13 protein-coding genes and 1 tRNA gene are annotated in these 18,045 nt (G+C 74.3%); 12 read left to right on the forward strand and 2 right to left on the reverse strand.

The window, feature by feature from the left end; all coding sequences use genetic code 11:
• The first annotated feature begins 127 nt into the window (after positions 1-127).
• Genes ACI797_RS03345 through ACI797_RS03355 form a run of 3 tightly spaced genes read left to right on the forward strand, consistent with a single transcriptional unit; the run spans position 128 to position 3,064 of the window.
• Positions 128-1,213, forward strand: coding sequence for a ubiquitin-like domain-containing protein (locus tag ACI797_RS03345; RefSeq protein WP_456857097.1), 1,086 nt, complete (start codon positions 128-130; stop codon positions 1,211-1,213).
• Entirely contained in the window at positions 1,176-2,099 is a 924-nt protein-coding gene (gene rsmA / locus ACI797_RS03350) for a 16S rRNA (adenine(1518)-N(6)/adenine(1519)-N(6))-dimethyltransferase RsmA (RefSeq protein WP_456857098.1), read from the forward strand. Before ACI797_RS03345 ends, rsmA begins: the two co-directional genes overlap by 38 nt.
• On the forward strand, positions 2,096-3,064 hold the full coding sequence (locus tag ACI797_RS03355; protein WP_456857099.1) for a 4-(cytidine 5'-diphospho)-2-C-methyl-D-erythritol kinase: 969 nt from the start codon (positions 2,096-2,098) through the stop codon (positions 3,062-3,064). Before rsmA ends, ACI797_RS03355 begins: the two co-directional genes overlap by 4 nt.
• Positions 3,065-3,070: 6 nt before the next feature.
• On the opposite strand, the gene ACI797_RS03360 is transcribed toward ACI797_RS03355, so the two are convergent.
• Together ACI797_RS03360 and ACI797_RS03365 are read right to left on the reverse strand one after the other, a co-directional pair.
• The gene (locus ACI797_RS03360) at positions 3,071-3,703 is read right to left on the reverse strand and encodes a TetR/AcrR family transcriptional regulator (RefSeq protein WP_456541514.1); all 633 of its coding nucleotides are present in this window, start codon (positions 3,701-3,703) and stop codon (positions 3,071-3,073) included.
• Between the two features lie 89 nt (positions 3,704-3,792).
• Complete coding sequence (locus ACI797_RS03365) at positions 3,793-4,794, reverse strand: acyl-CoA desaturase (protein WP_456857100.1); 1,002 nt, start codon at positions 4,792-4,794, stop codon at positions 3,793-3,795.
• A gap of 184 nt (positions 4,795-4,978) precedes the next feature.
• Here ACI797_RS03365 and ACI797_RS03370 point away from each other — a divergent pair.
• The 9 genes from ACI797_RS03370 (at position 4,979) to ACI797_RS03410 (ending at position 17,673) form a co-directional block, all read left to right on the forward strand.
• Positions 4,979-5,051, forward strand: a tRNA-Gln gene (locus ACI797_RS03370).
• Between the two features lie 34 nt (positions 5,052-5,085).
• On the forward strand, positions 5,086-6,567 hold the full coding sequence (gene glmU, locus ACI797_RS03375) for a bifunctional UDP-N-acetylglucosamine diphosphorylase/glucosamine-1-phosphate N-acetyltransferase GlmU (protein ID WP_456857101.1): 1,482 nt from the start codon (positions 5,086-5,088) through the stop codon (positions 6,565-6,567).
• A gap of 21 nt (positions 6,568-6,588) precedes the next feature.
• The gene (locus ACI797_RS03380) at positions 6,589-7,569 is read left to right on the forward strand and encodes a ribose-phosphate diphosphokinase (protein ID WP_456541511.1); all 981 of its coding nucleotides are present in this window, start codon (positions 6,589-6,591) and stop codon (positions 7,567-7,569) included.
• Between the two features lie 243 nt (positions 7,570-7,812).
• Complete coding sequence (locus ACI797_RS03385) at positions 7,813-8,517, forward strand: 50S ribosomal protein L25/general stress protein Ctc (RefSeq protein WP_456857102.1); 705 nt, start codon at positions 7,813-7,815, stop codon at positions 8,515-8,517.
• A 62-nt stretch (positions 8,518-8,579) separates the two neighbouring features.
• Complete coding sequence (gene pth / locus ACI797_RS03390) at positions 8,580-9,164, forward strand: aminoacyl-tRNA hydrolase (protein WP_456541509.1); 585 nt, start codon at positions 8,580-8,582, stop codon at positions 9,162-9,164.
• Between the two features lie 209 nt (positions 9,165-9,373).
• Positions 9,374-10,873: a sugar transferase gene (locus ACI797_RS03395; RefSeq protein ID WP_456857103.1), complete on the forward strand. Its 1,500-nt coding sequence runs from the start codon at positions 9,374-9,376 to the stop codon at positions 10,871-10,873.
• Positions 10,874-11,029: 156 nt separating this feature from the next.
• A complete protein-coding gene (locus ACI797_RS03400) occupies positions 11,030-12,292 on the forward strand; it encodes a DUF1972 domain-containing protein (protein ID WP_456857104.1) in 1,263 nt (420 codons plus the stop codon).
• The gene (locus tag ACI797_RS03405) at positions 12,289-12,957 is read left to right on the forward strand and encodes a hypothetical protein (protein ID WP_456857105.1); all 669 of its coding nucleotides are present in this window, start codon (positions 12,289-12,291) and stop codon (positions 12,955-12,957) included. The genes ACI797_RS03400 and ACI797_RS03405 overlap by 4 nt, the downstream gene beginning before the upstream one ends.
• A gap of 249 nt (positions 12,958-13,206) precedes the next feature.
• A complete protein-coding gene (locus tag ACI797_RS03410; RefSeq protein ID WP_456857106.1) occupies positions 13,207-17,673 on the forward strand; it encodes a PKD domain-containing protein in 4,467 nt (1,488 codons plus the stop codon).
• Positions 17,674-18,045 lie beyond the last annotated feature (372 nt).

Genomic DNA, 18,045 nt, shown 5'->3' on the forward strand with positions numbered 1-18,045 from the left:
TTATCGTGTCGTGACTGACAGCCGGGGTGGAGACCGACCCGGGCGGCGTTCACCGACCGGGACTCCTCCTCCCGGTGGTGCGCGCGGTCCGGCTCCTGCCCGGGTTCCGTGACCCAGTGGAAGTGTCGTGCGCCGCTCCCTCCAGCTCAGCCTCTTCGCCCTCGTGCTCGTGGGGCTCGTCGGCGGCTCGGTGGCCTACTACCTGGCCCAGAAGTCGCTGACCCTCACCATCGACGGGCAGTCCCGGTCGGTCACCACCTACGCCGACACCGTGGGGGAGGTCCTGGAGGAGGAGGGCCTCGAGCCCGCCGCGCACGACGTCGTCCTGCCGGCCGAGGACGCCGAGGTCGGCGACGGCGACACCGTCGTGCTCAACCGGGCCCGCCCGCTGCAGCTCACCGTCGACGGCGTGAGCAGCGAGGTCTACGTCACCGCGCTGTCGGTCGACGAGGCGCTCGACCAGCTCGGCTTCCGCGCCCAGGACCTGGTGCTCTCCGCCAGCCGCAGCGAGCGCCTGCCGCTGGACGGCATGCAGCTGTCGATCACCACGCCCAAGGAGGTCATCCTGGTCGTCGACGGCCAGGAGCGCCTGGTCACCACCACCGCGGCGACCGCCGGTGACCTGCTCGCCGAGCAGGGGGTGGTGCTGAGCGAGACCGACCGCACCAGCCTCTACCCCACCCAGGCGCTGCTCGACCGGATGCGGCTGCAGGTCTTCCGGGTCCAGGTCTCCGACGTCACCGAGGTCACCGCCGTCCCGCACGGCCGGGTCGAGACCCCCGACCCCGAGGCGTTCGAGGGCGACGAGACGGTCACCCAGCCGGGGGCGGACGGCGAGCAGACGACGGTGTGGCGGGTGACGGTCGTCGACGGCGTCGAGACCGGCCGCCAGCAGCTGTCCTCCACCGTCACCAAGCCGCCGGTGGACGAGCTGGTCACGGTCGGCACCAAGGAGCGCCCGGCGAACACCCCGTCCGCCGACGGTCTCGACTGGGCCGCGCTGGCGCGCTGCGAGTCGGGCGGCAACCCGAGCATCGTCAGCGCGAACGGCCTCTACCACGGCCTCTACCAGTTCTCCGTCTCCACGTGGCGCTCGGTCGGCGGTACGGGCCTGCCGTCCGAGGCGTCCCCCGACGAGCAGACCTACCGGGCGCAGCTGCTCTACCAGCGCACCGGTGCCAGTTCGTGGCCGCACTGCGGCCGGTACCTGTGACCCGGTCGCGCTGAGCACGTCGCCCGAGCCCGCCGACGGGCTGCTGGGTCCGGCCGCGATCCGCGACCTGGCCCGGCAGCTCGACCTGCGGCCCACCAAGTCGCTCGGGCAGAACTTCCTGCACGACGCCAACACCATCCGGCGGATCGTCCGCACGGCCGGGGTGCGTCCCGACGACGTCGTCTGCGAGGTGGGCCCCGGCCTGGGCTCGCTCACCCTCGGCCTGCTGCCGGCCGCGGCCTCGGTCGTGGCGGTGGAGATCGACCCCCGGCTGGCCGACCTGCTGCCGCGGACCGTGGCCGAGCGGCTGCCCGCGCTCGCCGACCGGCTCACCGTCGTCCGGGCCGACGCCCTCCGCGTCGAGGAGCTGCCCGGGCCGCCGCCGACCGCCCTGGTGGCCAACCTCCCGTACAACGTCGCCGTGCCCGTGCTGCTGCACCTGCTCGAGCTGCTGCCGTCGCTGCAGCGGGCGCTGGTCCTGGTCCAGGCCGAGGTGGCCGAGCGGCTGGCCGCCGAGCCCGGCACCCCCGCCTACGGGGTCCCGTCGGTCAAGGCGGCCTGGTACGGCGAGGTGCGCCGGGCCGGGTCGGTGGGACGGCGGGTCTTCTGGCCCGAGCCCAACGTCGACTCGGGCCTGGTCGCCCTGGTCCGCCGTCCGCCTCCGCCGGGGGACCGCGCGGCGACGTTCGCCGTGGTCGACGCGGCCTTCGCCATGCGGCGCAAGAGCCTGCGCGGGGCGCTCGCCCGGTGGGCGGGCAGCCCCGCCGCCGCCGAGGCGCGGCTGCGCGCGGCGGGCATCGACCCCGCGGCCCGCGGCGAGCAGCTCTCGGTGGTGGACTTCGCCCGCCTCGCAGCCACCCCGGTGGCGGAGGATGGCCAACCGTGAGCTGGTCGACGCACGGCGGCCCGGGGCGGATCGCCGGGGACGGCGCGGTGGTGGCCCGTGCGCCGGCGAAGGTCAACGTGCACCTGTCGATCGGTCCGCTGCGGCCCGACGGCTACCACGACCTGCAGACCGTCTTCCTCGCCGTCTCCCTGTTCGACACCGTCACGGCCCGGCCGGCCGAGGGGCTGTCGCTGACCGTCTCGGGGGAGGGGACGGCGCCCGGCACGGGCGTCGACCACGTGCCCACCGACCGCCGCAACCTCGTCTGGCGCGCCGCCGTCCTGCTGGCCGAGCACGCCGGGGTCAAGGCGCACGCCGCCATCGACATCGCCAAGGCCATCCCGGCCGCCGCCGGGCTCGCCGGGGGCAGCGCCGACGCCGCGGCCGCGCTGGTCGCCCTCGACGCGCTCTGGAACACCGGCGCGACCCGCGGCGACCTCGCCGACCTGGCCGCGCAGCTCGGCAGCGACGTCCCGTTCAGCCTGCTCGGCGGGGTGGCGCTGGGCAGCGGCCGCGGGGAGCGGCTCTCGCCGGTGCTGGCACGCCGGCAGTCGTACTGGGTGCTGGGCATCGCGCGCGAGGGCTTGTCGACGCCCGCGGTCTACGCCGAACTCGACCGGCTGCGCGCCACCGGGCGGCTGCCCGACGGCACCGACGCACCGTCGATGCAGCCGGTCATCGCCGCGCTCGGCAGCGGTCCGCCGTCCGCGCTCGCCCAGGCGCTGGCCAACGACCTGGAGACCCCGGCGGTCAGCCTGCGCCCGGAGCTGCGGCGGGCGCTGCGGGCGGCGACCGACGCCGGCGCGCTGGCGGCCTTCCTCAGCGGATCCGGTCCCACCGTGGCCGCGCTGGCCGAGGACGAGGAGGCCGCGGTCCGGCTGGCCGCCACGCTGGCCGGCGAGGGCGTCTTCCGGACCGTGCGGGCCGTGCACGGCCCGGTGCCCGGCGCCCGCCTCGTGGGCTGAGGGTCCTCAGGCCTCGCCGACCAGACCGGGGGAGGGCTCCAGGTGGGAGACGCCGTTGTAGGCCAGGTTCACCAGGTGGGCGGCGACCTCGCGCTTGCCCGGTGACCGGGTGTCGAGCCACCACTGCCCGACCAGCACGACCATCCCCACCAGCGCCTGGCTGTAGAGCTCGGCCAGCTGGGGGTCGTAGCCGCGCAGGTCGAACTGGTCGGCCAGGATGTGCTCGACCTTGCTGGCCACCTCGCCGATCAGCGTCGAGAAGGTGCCGGCGCTGTTGGTGACCGGCAGGTCACGGGTGAGCACGCGGAAGCCGTCGGTGTCGTCCTCGATGTAGTCGAGCAGGACGAGCGCGGCCCGCTCGAGCAGCTCGCGGGGCGTGCCGGGCGTCGACAGCGCCGAGGTGAACCGGTCGAGCAGCAGCTGCATCTCCCGGTCGACGACCACGGCGTAGAGCCCTTCCTTGCCGCCGAAGTGCTCGTAGACGACCGGCTTGCTCACGTCGGCGCGGGCGGCCACCTCCTCGATCGAGGTGGCCTCGTAGCCGCGCTGACCGAACAGCTCCCGGCCGATGTCGAGCAGCTGCTGCCGCCGCTGCGCACCGGTCATCCGCACCCGGGGGCGGGCCGCACTGCTGCTCATGGCTGCCATCGTGCCCCGGGAAGCGCTCCGCCCCGGCGTCCGGCGGCGGCCGGGTCGCCCGGGCGGAGGAGGGGGGGGGTCGGCTCGGGTCACGTCGTCGCCGGCTCGGGGGTGCGTCGCTTTGCGGCGAGCCGGACCGGGTCGGGCCACTTGACGTCGCGCGCCCAGCTGAGCTTCTCGAAGATCCAGATGACCCGGGCGCTGATGTCGATCTGGCCCCGCAGCACGCCGTGCCGGGCGCAGGTCGGATCGGCGTGGTGCAGGTTGTGCCACGACTCCCCGGCGCTGAGGATCGCCAGCGGCCAGAAGTTGGTGGACCGGTCGCGGGCGGCGAACGGCCGGTTGCCGATCGTGTGGCAGAGCGAGTTGATCGACCACGTCACGTGGTGCAGCAGGGCGACGCGCACGAGGCCGGCCCAGAAGAACGCCGTCCAGGCGCCGGTCCAGCTCATCGTGACCAGGCCGCCGATCAGCGCCGGCAGGAAGAAGCCGAGGCCGGCCCACAGCACGAACAGCCGGCTGGTGCGGAGCAGCGCGGTGTCCTTGAGCAGGTCGGGGGCGTAGCGCTGCGGGTTGGTCTGGCGCTTGTCGAACAGCCACCCGATGTGCGCGTGGAACATGCCCTTGGTCAGCGCCCGCAGGTCGTCGCCGTAGCGCCAGGGCGAGTGCGGGTCGCCCGCACGGTCGGAGAAGGCGTGGTGGCGGCGGTGGTCGGCCACCCACTGCACGACCGGGCCCTGGACGGCGACCGAACCGGCGATGACGAGCGCGATGCGCAGCGGCCGGCTCGCCTTGAACGAGCCGTGCGTGAAGTGCCGGTGGTAGCCGACGGTGATGCCGAGCAGCCCGATCGCGTAGAAGACGGCGAACAGCGTGACGTCGGTCCACGACAGCCCCCAGCCCCACACCGCCGGGACCACGGCGGCCAGGGCGAGGAACGGCACGAGCACGAAGACGTAGAGGGCCACCTGCTCGCCGGGGCGCTTCACCTCCCCGAGGGCGTTGGCCGGCAGCCCGGCGTCCGGATCGGCGGGACCGGCGGGCCGGGGAACGCGGGGGCGGGCGGGCCGGTCGAGCGAGGGAGCGGACAAGGGGCCTCCGGGAGCGCGGGGCGGACAGGGGGGAACCGGCTCCGGGGCGGGGCCGACCGAAGCTACGTCGCCGTAACCTACGTGGCCGTAGGGATGCCCGCGATTCCGCCTCCCCAACCGTCCGCGCCGCGAATCGCCGACGGCCTAGGCTGCTCCCGGGCGCCCGGTGCGAGCCGCCGCCCGGTGGGGGATGGGGTAATCGGCAGCCCGCCGGCCTTTGGAGCCGGGAAGTCTCGGTTCGAGTCCGAGTCCCCCAGCCGAGAGCACCGTCCGACAGGCATGAGGAGTCCCGTGAGCCCGCAGCCCGCCCCGACGGTCGCCGCCGTCGTCGTCCTCGCCGCCGGCCAGGGCACCCGCATGCGCTCGCGGCTGCCCAAGGTGCTGCACACCCTCGGCGGCCGGTCGCTGCTGGGCCACGTGCTCGCGGCGACCGAGCCGCTGGGGGCGGCGCGCACCGTGGTCGTCGTCGGGGCCGGCCGGGAGGCCGTCGAGGAGCACCTGGCCGGGATCGCCCCGGACGCCGTGCCGGCCGTGCAGGAGGAGCAGCGGGGTTCCGGCCACGCCGCGGCGATCGGCCTCGACGCGCTCGCCGGGATCGAGGGCGCGGTGCTCATCGTCAACGGCGACGCGCCCCTGCTGCGGCCGGCCACCGTCGTCGACCTGGTGGCGACCCACCAGGAGGACCGCAACGCGCTGACCGTCCTCACCGCGGTGGTCGACGACCCGACGGGGCTGGGGCGGATCGTCCGCAACCGGGACGGGGCGGTGCGCGCCATCGTCGAGGAGCGCGATGCCGACCCTGGCCAGCGCGCGATCGCCGAGGTCAACGCCGGCGTCTACGTGGGCGACATCGCCGCCGTCCGTGACGCGCTGCGCGAGGTCAAGGGCGACAACGAGCAGGGCGAGATCTACCTGACCGACGTCCTGGCCCTGCTGGTGCGCGACGGGGCGCGGGTCGGCGGGCACGTCGCCGAGGACCCGGCCGACGTGCTCGGCTGCAACGACCGGCGCGAGCTCGCCGCGCGTCGACGGACGCTCAACGACCGCGTGCTCGACGAGCTCATGGTCTCGGGCGTGACCGTCGTCGACCCGGCGACCACGTGGGTGGACGTGACGGTCACCGTCGAGCCCGACGCCGTCCTGCAGCCGGGCACCCAGCTGCTCGGGCGCACGTCGGTGGCGGCCGGCGCCGTCGTCGGCCCGGACACCACGCTGACCGACTGCGAGGTGGGCGAGGGTGCCGAGGTGGTGCGCTCGCACTGCTCCGGCGCGCAGATCGGCCCCGCGGCCAGCGTGGGTCCCTTCAGCTACCTGCGCCCGGGCACCCGGCTGGCCCGCGGGGCGAAGGTGGGCGCTTTCGTCGAGACCAAGAACGCCGCCGTGGGCGAGGACTCGAAGGTGCCGCACCTGTCGTACGTGGGGGACGCGACCATCGGCACGGGCGCCAACATCGGCGCCGCGACGATCTTCGTGAACTACGACGGCGTGGCCAAGCACCACACCACGGTCGGCGACCACGTGCGGATCGGGTCCGACACCATGCTGGTCGCCCCGGTGACCGTCGGGGACGGCGCCTACACCGCCGCGGGCTCGGTCATCGTGTCCGACGTCCCACCGGGGGCCATGGCCGTCGCGCGGGCGCAGCAGCGGAATGTGGGAGGCTGGGTGCGCCGCCGCCGAGCCGGGACACCCGCCGCGGAGGCCGCGGAGGCGGCCGAGGCGCGGGCCGCGGAGTCCGACGCCGGCACGCCCGGAGGCACCACCACGGACTGAGAACTAGGGGCAGACGAGCCGATGAGCGTCATCCGGCAGACCACCAGCAAGAGCCTGATGCTCTTCTCCGGCCGGGCCTACCCCGAGCTCACGGCCGAGATCGCCGGTCACCTCGGCGTCACCCCCACGCCGACCGCCGCCTACGAGTTCGCCAACGGCGAGCTGTTCGTGCGCTTCGAGGAGTCGGTACGCGGCTGCGACGCCTTCGTCGTGCAGAGCCACACGGCGCCGATCAACACCTGGCTCATGGAGCAGCTGATCATGGTCGACGCGCTCAAGCGCGCCTCGGCCAAGCGGATCACCGTCGTCGCCCCGTTCTTCCCCTACGCCCGCCAGGACAAGAAGCACCGCGGCCGCGAGCCGATCTCGGCCCGCCTGGTGGCCGACATGTTCAAGACCGCCGGCGCCGACCGGCTGATGGCCGTCGACCTGCACACCGCGCAGATCCAGGGCTTCTTCGACGGGCCGGTCGACCACCTCTTCGCCCTCGACCTGCTGGTCGGCCACGTCTGCGAGCGCTGGGGCGACCGCGACCTCACGGTGGTCTCCCCGGACTCCGGCCGGGTCCGGGTCTCCGAGCGGTGGAGCGACAAGCTCGGCGGGGTCCCGCTGGCCTTCATCCACAAGACCCGCGACCCGATGCGCCCCAACGAGGTGGTCGCCAACCGCGTGGTCGGCGAGGTCGAGGGCCGGGTCTGCATCCTGGTCGACGACATGATCGACACCGGCGGCACGATCGTGAAGGCGGCCGAGACGCTGTTCGAGGCCGGCGCCGCCGACGTCATCGTCACCGCCACGCACGGGGTGCTCTCCGGCGCGGCCGTGGACCGGCTGAAGAACAGCCGGGTCAGCGAGGTCATCGTCACCAACACGCTGCCGATCGAGCCGGCCCGCCAGTTCGACAAGCTGACCGTCCTGTCCATCGCCCCGCTGCTGGCGCGGGCGATCAAGGAGGTCTTCGAGGACGGCTCGGTGACGTCGCTCTTCGGCGGCGCCTCGTAGCGGGCACGGCTCGCGGAGCCCGCTCTTCGCACGCTCCACCCGTCCTGCAGCGCGGGCGAGGCGGGGGGACGGCGGGCGGTGCGCCCCACGAGGCGGGCGGACGGCGGTCCCGCGGGCTGGGGTACCCTCGAGCACAGCCCGGCGAGGGAGCTCGTGCTCCGTGATCGACGTGCGTGTGCCCTCCGCGGGTGTGCTGCGCGCCGTGCGCCGGACCGCAGACCCGATACCAAGGAGCACACCACCGTGGCTGACTTCCGCCTCGACGCCGAGGTCCGCACCGAGTTCGGCAAGGGCAGCGCCCGCCGGACCCGTCGCGCGGGCCGCATCCCGGCCGTCCTCTACGGGCACGGCCAGGACGTCGTCCACCTGTCGCTGCCGGCCCGCGAGTTCGCCGCGGCGCTGCGCAACGGCGGCAGCAACGCCCTGCTCACCGTCGTCCTGGACGGCAAGGAGCAGCTGGCGCTGACCAAGTCCGTGCAGCGCGACCCGCTGACCCGCCAGCACGAGCACGCCGACCTGCTGATCGTCCGCCGCGGCGAGAAGGTCACCGTCGACGTGCCGGTGACCGTGGTCGGGGACGCCGCCGCCGAGACGATCGTCAACATCGAGCTCAACACCGTCTCGGTGCAGGTCGCCGCGACCAGCATCCCCGAGACGATCGAGGTCGACGTCACCGGCCGCGAGGCCGGCCACGGCGTCACCGCCGGCGAGCTGGCGCTGCCGGGCGGCGCGACGCTGCTCACCGACGCCGAGGCGCTCGTCGTCAACGTGTCGGCCGCGCAGTCCGCGGAGGCCCTCGAGGCCGAGCTCGCCGAGGCCGAGGCCGAGGCCGGCATCGAGCGCGAGGAGTCGGCCGAGGCCGCCGAGGGCGTCGGCGAGGGCGACGTCGTCCCCGAGCCGCAGGACCAGGGCAGCGGCGAGTCGGTGGAGTCCACCGAGAACAGCTGAGGGTCCCGCTGAGCGAGAACACGACCCGCGGGGGCGCCGGCACCGCCGGCGCCCCCGTCGTCGTGCCCGAAGGCCCCTTCCTGGTCGTCGGGCTCGGCAACCCCGGGCCGGGCTACGCCGGCAACCGGCACAACGTCGGCGTCATGGTGCTCGAGGAGCTGGCCTCCCGGGCCGGCATCCGGCTCTCGCCCGGCAAGGGCGCGCGGGCACGTGCGCTCTCCGGGGAGGGGCGGCTGGCCGGCCGCCGTGTCGTCCTCGCCCGGCCGACGACGTACATGAACGAGTCCGGCGGGCCCGTCCGCGGTCTGCTCGACTACCACCACCTCGACCCCGCCGACCTCGTCGTGCTGCACGACGAGCTCGACATCCCCTTCGCCAGCGTCCGGCTCAAGCGCGGCGGCGGCGAGGGCGGGCACAACGGGCTGCGGTCGATCACCCGCTCCACCGGCACCAAGGACTACCTCCGGGTGCGGGTCGGCATCGGCCGCCCGCCGGGCCGGCAGGACCCGGCCGACTTCGTCCTCAAGGACTTCTCCGCCACCGAGCGCAAGGAACTGCCGTTCCTGGTCTCCGAGGCCGCCGACGCCGCCGAGCTGCTGCTCGCCCGCGGCCTCGAGGCGGCGCAGAACGAGGTCCACCCGCGCTGATGACGCTGCGCGGTGCCCGGCTGCGCAAAGGGGTGAACGGCTTCCCGAACGGGTGAAGCACCGGGTGGTCGTATTGACGCTCCTGTGACGCTCTGTGAGTGTTTTCCTCTCATTGAGCCGGAGGCCTCGCATTCCACCTGTTGGTGTGCGTGTGGTCGGAGCACCGGCTGTGGCGTCGGCTACAGAGTGTCACGACAACGGGGGAAGTCATGTTGCTCCAGCAGAGCCAACGCGGTCCGGCGGAGCTGTCTCTGCTCGGCCGGCCGGGGGCGGCGGTCGCCCCGCCCAGGTCCCGGCGGCTCGGCCGCCGTGCCGCACCGGGCTGGGTCCGCGCCTACTCGGCGGCGCTGGTCGGGTTCGAGGCGCTCGCCGCCGCGGTCGCCGGTGCCGCCGTCGTGCTGACCCGCCCGGGCGGGATCGACGTCAGCAGCAACCTCTTCTGGTCGGCCGTGGCCCTCGTGGCCGCCTGGCCGGCGCTGCTGGCCGTCAGCGGCGCGCACTCCGAGCGGGTCTTCGGCACCGGCAGCGACGAGTACCGCCGGGTCGGGCGGGCCGGCTTCCTCCTGCTGGCGATCACCGGGTTCGTCTCCTACGCCATGGTGCTCGAGCTCAGCCGCGCCTTCGTGGTCATCGCGTTGCCGACGCTGGTCGTGGTCACCGCCCTCGGGCGCTACGCCGCCCGGGGGTACCTGCGCCACCTGCGCAGCCTGGGCCGCTGCACGAAGAAGGTCGTCGTCGTCGGCCGCGGCGGGGCGGTCCTCGAGATGGTCGCCCGGCTCGAGCGCGAGCACTTCGCCGGTCTCGAGGTCGTCGCCGCCTGCGTCACGCCGGCCGACCGGGTCACGGTCGCCGAGGGCACGGGCGTCCCCGTCGGGGGACTCGACGACGTCGTCGCCTTCGCCGGCCGCTTCGGCGCCGACACCATCGCCGTGACGTCGGCCAGCGAGACCGCTGCCCAGTACCTCCGGCAGCTGTCGTGGCAGCTGGAGGGCACCGGCATCGAGCTGCTGGTGGCCCCCGGTCTGATCGAGGTCGCCGGGCCCCGGCTGCACATCCGCCCGTTCGAGGGTCTGCCGCTGCTCTCGGTGGAGCAGCCGTGCTTCGAGGGGTGGCGCCGGGTGGTCAAGGGCGGCGTGGACCGGTCCGCCGCCGCGTTCGCGCTGCTGCTGCTGGCCCCCGTGATGATCGGCATCGCGCTCGCCGTGCGGCTGACCAGCGCCGGTCCGGTGCTGTACCGCCAGGAGCGGATCGGCGTCAACGGGCAGTCGTTCACCATGCTGAAGTTCCGCAGCATGGTCGCCGACGCCGACCGGCGGCTCGAGGAGCTGCGCGGCGACAACATCTCCGACGGCCTGCTGTTCAAGATGCGCGCCGATCCGCGGGTCACCCCGGTGGGCCGCTGGCTGCGCCGGCTGTCGCTCGACGAGCTGCCCCAGCTGTTCAACATCCTCGGCGGCTCCATGTCGCTGGTCGGCCCGCGGCCGCCGCTGCCCGCCGAGGTCGCGAACTACGACTCCCAGGTCAGCCGCCGGCTGCTCGTGAAGCCCGGCCTGACCGGCCTGTGGCAGATCTCCGGGCGCAGCGACCTGTCCTGGGAGGAGTCGGTCCGCCTCGACCTCCGCTACGTCGAGAACTGGTCGCTCGCCCTCGACCTGCTGATCCTGTGGAAGACCGGACGGGCGGTGCTCAGCCGCTCCGGGGCCTACTGAGCCCTCGCACCGACCGCCGGAAGGGCGTCACTCCTGAGGGTGACGCCCTTCCGCCGTCCGGGGTCGAAGGAGACCCCGAGCACCGACAGTAGGAGCGCTCGACCGCGTGAGCGGTTGCCACGTGGACAGCGCTGCGATGAGAACGGACGGGAAACGATGCGGATCGCGATGGTCGGGACGCGCGGCGTCCCCGCCCGGTACGGCGGGTTCGAGACCGCCGTCGAGGAGGTCGGCCGCCGGCTGGCCGAGCGCGGCCACGAGGTGGTCGTCTACTGCCGCACGGTCCCCGGGCAGGAGGACCGCCCCGCCGAGCACCTCGGGATGCAGCTGGTCCACCTCCCCGCGGCCCGCAAGCGCTCGCTGGAGACGCTGAGCCACTCCGCGCTCTCCGTCGCGCACCTCGTGCGGCGCCGCACCGATGCCGCGATCGTCTTCAACGCCGCGAACGCGCCGCTGCTGCCGGCCCTCCGCCTGGCGCGGATCCCGGTCGCGACGCATGTCGACGGGCTGGAGTGGAAGCGCGCGAAGTGGGGGAGGACCGGCCGGCGCTACTACCGGCTCGCCGAGTCACTGGCCGTGCGCTGGTCGGACGTGCTCATCGCCGACGCCCAGGGCATCGCCGACTACTACGACCGGGAGTTCGAGGCGCCCACCACCCTGCTCGCCTACGGGGCGCCGCTCATCGAGCCCGGCGCGGACCGGCTGGCCGAACTGGCCCTCGAGCCTGGCGGTTACCACCTCGTGGTCGCCCGCTTCGAGCCCGAGAACCACGTCGACGTCATCGTCGACGGCTACGTGCGCAGTGACGCCCGCAAGCCGCTCGTCGTGGTCGGCTCGGCGCCCTACTCCGACGAGTACACAGCCACGGTGCACGGCCTCGCCGACGACCGCGTCCGGTTCCTCGGCGGCGTCTGGGACCAGGTCCAGCTCGACCAGCTGTACGCGCACTCGTTCACCTACCTGCACGGGCACTCGGTCGGCGGCACCAACCCGTCGCTGTTGCGCGCCATCGGTGCCGGCGCCTCGGTCCTCGCCTTCGACGTCGACTTCAACCGCGAGGTCGTCGCCGATGCCGGACGCTACTTCGCCGATGCCGCCGAGGTGGCCACGCGGATCGACGCTGCCGAGGCCGACCCGGACGCGGTCGCCAAGGCTGGTACCCGGGCGAGGGAACTCGCCGCAGGCTACGACTGGGACGACGTGGCGGACGGCTACGAGCAGCTGGCGCTGCGGCTCGCCGCCCGCGACGTCCCGCGCCGGCGACCCTCCGGTCGACGCGTCGCCGCCGGCGGGCCCGAGGACGTCCCCCTGGGGGACCTGCTCGTGCCCACCCCGGCCCGCCCCGTGGAGGACCTCGCCGCGATCAGTTCCAGCACGGATGACGCCCGCACGGGCGTCCACGGGGGGTGGACCGCGTGACCACGACCGAATCGCCGACCAGGGGTCCGGCGCCGGACGCCCCCGGCCGCCACCGGCGGACCGTCGTCCTGGCCGCCGTCGCGGCCGTCGTGGTGGCGGCCCTGGTGGCGCTGCTGGTGGTCCTCGACGGGGACGGCGGGACGTCTGACTCCGACCGCGCGGCCGCCTCGAGCACCGCGGGTACCGCGCCGGAGGCCGGCGTCGTGCCGAACCCGCCCACGCCGACGCCCACCGGGCCGACGGAGGTCGTCGACCAGCTACCGCCGGAACTGCCCGAGGTCGCGCTGGACTCGCCGGCCCCCGTCGGCAACGGCGTGGTCGCCACCCTGACAGCCGTCGAGGCGATCGAGGGCACCGCGAACGGCCCGGGCAACATCGCCGGGCCGGCGGTCCGGGTGACGGTCCGCATCGAGAACGGGACGACGCAGCCGATCGCGGTGGCGGGCGCGGCGGTCAACATGTACTACGGCGCCGACCGCACTCCCGCTTCCCCGCTGGATGATCCGTCCCAGCGGCCCTTCGGCCTCGACATGGTGGAGCCGGGAGGGACCGCGGACGGCGTCTACGTCTTCACCGTGCCGGCGGACCAGCGCGACCTGGTCACCGTCGAGGTCGGGTACGAGGCCGGTGCCCCGCTGCTGGTGTTCAGCGGCCCCGTCGACTGACCCCCCCGCACCAGCAAGACCCGCAGGACAGCCCCGGGCGGCACGCGCCGCCCGGGGCTGACCTGTGCGTGCGTCCGGGCGTGGCACTCACGCACGGCCACCATGGGCTCCCTCGTCCGGGGTATCTGCCCAGGTCATCACCGGTACGTGTGACACGAGAGCTCGCGGATCCGTGTCATGGTCACTCTCCGTACGTGTCGGTCGGGTGGCTTGCCCGGTCCGGCCAGGGGGAGACACGGGGGAACTGGCATGACCGCACTCTCGGCGCGCGCGTCCGCGCGCGCCCTGTCCGGCCTCATGGCCGTGCTGACGGCGGCGGGGGCGATGACCCTGCTGCCCGGTGGCACGGCCCGCGCCGATTCGCTGCCGCTCACCGCCTCGGCGGCCACCCCGACCACGGTCACGGCGGATGCGCTGCCGACGGTGCAGATCAACGGTGTGGCCTGGGCCCAGGTCGTCGTCGGCAACGCCGTCTACGTCGGCGGTTCCTTCAGCAGCGCGCGGCCTGCGGGCGCCGCCGTCGGCACGAACGAGACCCCGCGGAACAACATGCTCGCCTACGACATCCGCACCGGCGAGCTGATCACGTCGTTCGCGCACGACCTCAACGGTCAGGTGCTCGCGCTCGCCGCGTCCCCGGACGGCACGCGGCTCTACGCCGCCGGCGACTTCACCACCGTCGACGGGCAGACCCGCCGGCGGGTGGCGGCCTTCGACACCGCTACCGGCGCGCTGGTCGCGGACTGGGCGCCCGCCGTCCAGAGCCAGGTGGCCGCGCTAGCGGCGACGAACGACACCGTCTACCTCGGCGGCAGCATCACCGCGGTCGGCAGCGTCAGCCGCAGCCGGCTCGCCGCGGTCAGCGCCGCCGACGGCAGCCTGCTGCCCTGGGCCCCTGTCCCGGGCGTCGGCGCGACCACCGGCAACTCCGACGGCAACCGCAGCACGAGCGACGCCGTGCTCGCGCTGACCGTCGCCGGCACCGGCCAGGTCATCGCCGGCGGCCGGTTCGACTCCATGAACGGTGTCAAGGCCACCGGTGTGACGGCGCTCGACCCGGTCACCGGCGCGACGAACCCGTTCGCGATCAACCAGAAGCTGACCAACCAGGGTGTGAACTCGGCGGTCTACAGCCTGAGCACCTCCGGCGATCTGGTCATCGGCACCGCTTACGACTACTTCGGCCCGGGCAACCTCGAGGGCTCCTTCGTGGTCAAGGCCGACGGCGGCGCGATCGTCGAGATCAACGACTGCCGTGGCGACTCGTACTCGAACCACGTGTCCGACGGCGTCGTCTACGTCGCCAGCCACAGCCACGACTGCGCCAACATCGGCGGCTTCCCGGAGCAGAGCCCGCGGGTGCACAAGTTCGGTGTCGCCTTCACGCTCGCGCCGACCGGCACCGTCGGGAACTCGACCATCACCAACGGCAACTTCCGCGGCTCGCCCGCCGGATCGCTGCTGCCCTGGTTCCCGACCATGACGCCGGGCACCTACACCGGCCAGGAGCAGGCCGGCTGGTCGGTCACCGGGCACGGCCGGTACGTCGTCTACGGCGGCGAGTTCCCGCGGGTCAACGGGGTCGGCCAGCAGGGCCTGGTGCGCTACGCGCTGCGCGACCTCGCGCCGAACCAGGTGGGCCCGTCCGTGGACGGGTTCACGGCCACCGCCACCTCCCCGGCCCCGGGGCAGGTGACCGTGTCCTGGACGGCCACCTCCGACCAGGACAACGCCGCCCTCGTCTACCGCCTCGAGCGCGAGGGTGAGGAGCTGCCGGTAGCCGAGACGGTGCAGGCGTCGACCTGGTGGAAGCGGTCGGCCATGTCGGCCACCGACTCCGGGGTCGGTGGTGCGCTGCGCTACCGGGTCACCGCCTCCGACGCGTTCGGCAACACCGTGGCGACGCCGTGGGTCGCGGTCGACGTCGTCCCGGCGCCGACGGCCGGTCAGACGCGGCCCTACGCCGAGACGGTGCGCGCGGACGGCGCCTCGTCGCACTGGCGGCTCGGTGAGCGCTCGGGCACCGCGGCCGACGCCATCGGCACCAGCCCCATGACCGTCGGCTCGGGTGTGACCCGCGGGGTGACCGGGGCCGTGGCCGGCGACACCGCGTACAGCTTCAACGGCAGCTCGTCGGCCTCGATGGCCACCGGCACGGCCCGCGCGGTGCCCAACACGTTCACCGAGGAGGCGTGGTTCCAGACCACGTCGACCAGCGGTGGCCGCATCATCGGCTTCGCCAGCAAGGCCAGCGGCAACAGCTCCACGTACGACCGGCAGGTCTACCTGGACGGGAACGGCCGGCTGAACTTCGGGGTCAACGCCCCGTCGATCCTCGGCATGACCCTGCCCCGGACCGTGACCAGCACCGCGTCCTACAACGACGGCGCATGGCACCACGTGGCCGCGACGATGGGCTCGTCCGGCATGGCGCTCTACGTCGACGGCGTCCTCGTGGGCTCGCGCGCCGACACCTCGAGCGGCCAGTCGTACAACGGCTACCTGCGCGTCGGCAGCGACAGGGCCCTCGGTGGGGTGAACACCTTCACCGGCCGCATCGACGAGGTCGCGCTCTACCCGAGCGCGCTCTCGGCGGAGCAGATCAGGACGCACGCCACCGGCGGGGGCGCCGTCGTGCCGAACATGGCGCCGACGGCCCGCATCACCGCCACCGCGGACGAGCTGACCGTGAGCGTCGACGCCGGCCGCTCGGTGGACAGCGACGGCAGCGTGACCGGCTACGCCTGGGACTTCGGGGACGGTCAGCGGGCCACCGGCGGCACCGCGCGGCACACCTACGCCGCCGCCGGCGCCTACGTGGTCTCGCTGACGGTGACCGACGACAAGGGCGCGACCAGGACGGCGACGACGCTGGTCTCCGTGGCGTCCGCGCCGGTCAACCAGCTCCCCGAGGCGGCCTTCACCGCCACCGCGGCGGACCTGGACGTCGCCGTCGACGCGGCGGCCAGTCTGGACGTCGACGGCTCGGTGATCGCGTACGCGTGGGACTTCGGTGACGGTACGACCGGCACGGGCGCCACGGCGACGCACCGCTACACGGCCGCCGGCACCTACACGGTCACGCTGACCGTCACCGACGACGACGGTGGCACCGGCGGTGCGATCCGGCAGGTCACGGCCACCGCGCCGATCGACACGGCGCCGCTGGTCAAGGACACCTTCGGCCGCACGGTCAGCGGGGGTCTCGGGACGGCGGACGTCGGTGGTGCGTGGACCGTGGCGGCCGGTGCGACCCGGCAGTCGGTGAGCGGTGGTGTGGCGGAGCTGGCGCTGCCCGGTGCCGGCAACAACACCGGGTCGTACCTGGGCTCGGTGAGCACCGACAGCGCCGACGTGCGCACCTCGTTCATGCTCTCCTCGGCTCCCACCGGTGGCGGCACGTACGTGTACGTGACCGGCCGGCGGGTCGGGGCGGGGGAGGAGTACCGGGTGCGGGTGCGCGTGGCCGCGGACGGCGGGGTGTGGCTGGCGCTGTCGCGGCTGACCGGGAACGTGGAGACCTACCCGGGCGGTGAGGTGCTGGCGCCGGGGCTGACCTGGACGCCGGGCACGACGCTGGCGGTGCGGGTGCAGGTCTCCGGGGTCGGGACGACGACGGTGACCGGGTCGGTGTGGGTGGCCGGGCAGGCCGAGCCGGCCGCGCCGCAGCTGGCGCGCACCGACAGCACCGCGGCGCTGCAGGCGCCGGGTGGGGTGGGCCTGGCCGCGTACCGGCCGAGCAGCGCCACCGCCGCCACCGCGGTCCGCCTCAGCAGCTTCCGCGTGGGGCTGGTGGGCGCCGGTCCGCACGTCAACCGCGTGCCCACGGCGGCCCTGACCGCCGAGGCGACCGGCCTGACCGTCGCGGTCGACGCCACCGGCTCGACCGACGGCGACGGCCGGGTGGCCCGGGTGGAGTGGGCCTTCGGGGACGGTGGCCGGGCCACCGGCACGACGGCGTCGCACACCTACGCCGCCGCCGGCACCTACACGGTCACCCTGACGGTGACCGACGACGAGGGCGCCACCGCCACGGCGACGCGCACCGTCACGGTCAGTGCCCCCGACGCCCCGATCGCGCTGGCCGCCGATACCTTCGGCCGCACGGTCAGCGGGGGTCTCGGGACGGCGGACGTCGGTGGTGCGTGGACCGTGGCGGCCGGTGCGACCCGGCAGTCGGTGAGCGGTGGTGTGGCGGAGCTGGCGCTGCCCGGTGCCGGCAACAACACCGGGTCGTACCTGGGCTCGGTGAGCACCGACAGCGCCGACGTGCGCACCTCGTTCATGCTCTCCTCGGCTCCCACCGGTGGTGGCACGTACGTGTACGTGACCGGCCGGCGGGTCGGGGCGGGGGAGGAGTACCGGGTGCGTGCCCGGATCACCTCCGACGGTGCGGTCTACCTGGCGCTGTCGCGGCTGACCGGGAACGTGGAGACCTACCCGGGCGGTGAGGTGCTGGCGCCGGGGCTGACCTGGACGCCGGGCACGACGCTGGCGGTGCGGGTGCAGGTCTCCGGGGTCGGGACGACGACGGTGACCGGGTCGGTGTGGGTGGCCGGGCAGGCCGAGCCGGCCGCGCCGCAGCTGGCGCGCACCGACAGCACCGCGGCGCTGCAGGCGCCGGGTGGGGTGGGCCTGGCCGCGTACCGGCCGAGCAGCGCCACCGCCGCCACCGCGGTCCGCTTCGACGAGCTGAGCGTCACCGCCGCGCGGTGACGACGCACGGCCCCCGTGACCCTCCGTGCGGTCGCGGGGGCTGTTCGCTCGTGGCCAGGAGGAATGCACCGCAACGAGTGATCCATGCCCGTCACCGGTCGTGACAGGCTGCCGTGCGGCCCGGTCCCTCGACCGGGCCGCGGACCGAGAGCGGGGAGAACGGGTTGAGCAGCGCACGGACCACCGCCGCGTCTGTTCACCTCGGCCCGCCCGGCGGGGGAGCAGGAGACCCCGCGCAGCAACCTGCTCGCCTATGACATCCGCACGGGCGAGCTCATCTCCTCCTTCGCCCCCAGGTCGACGGGCAGGCCCGCAACCGGGTCGCCGCGTTCGACACGGCCACCGGGACGCTGCTGACAGCTGGCGGCCGGC

The organism is Geodermatophilus sp. SYSU D00691 (genome assembly GCF_054050275.1).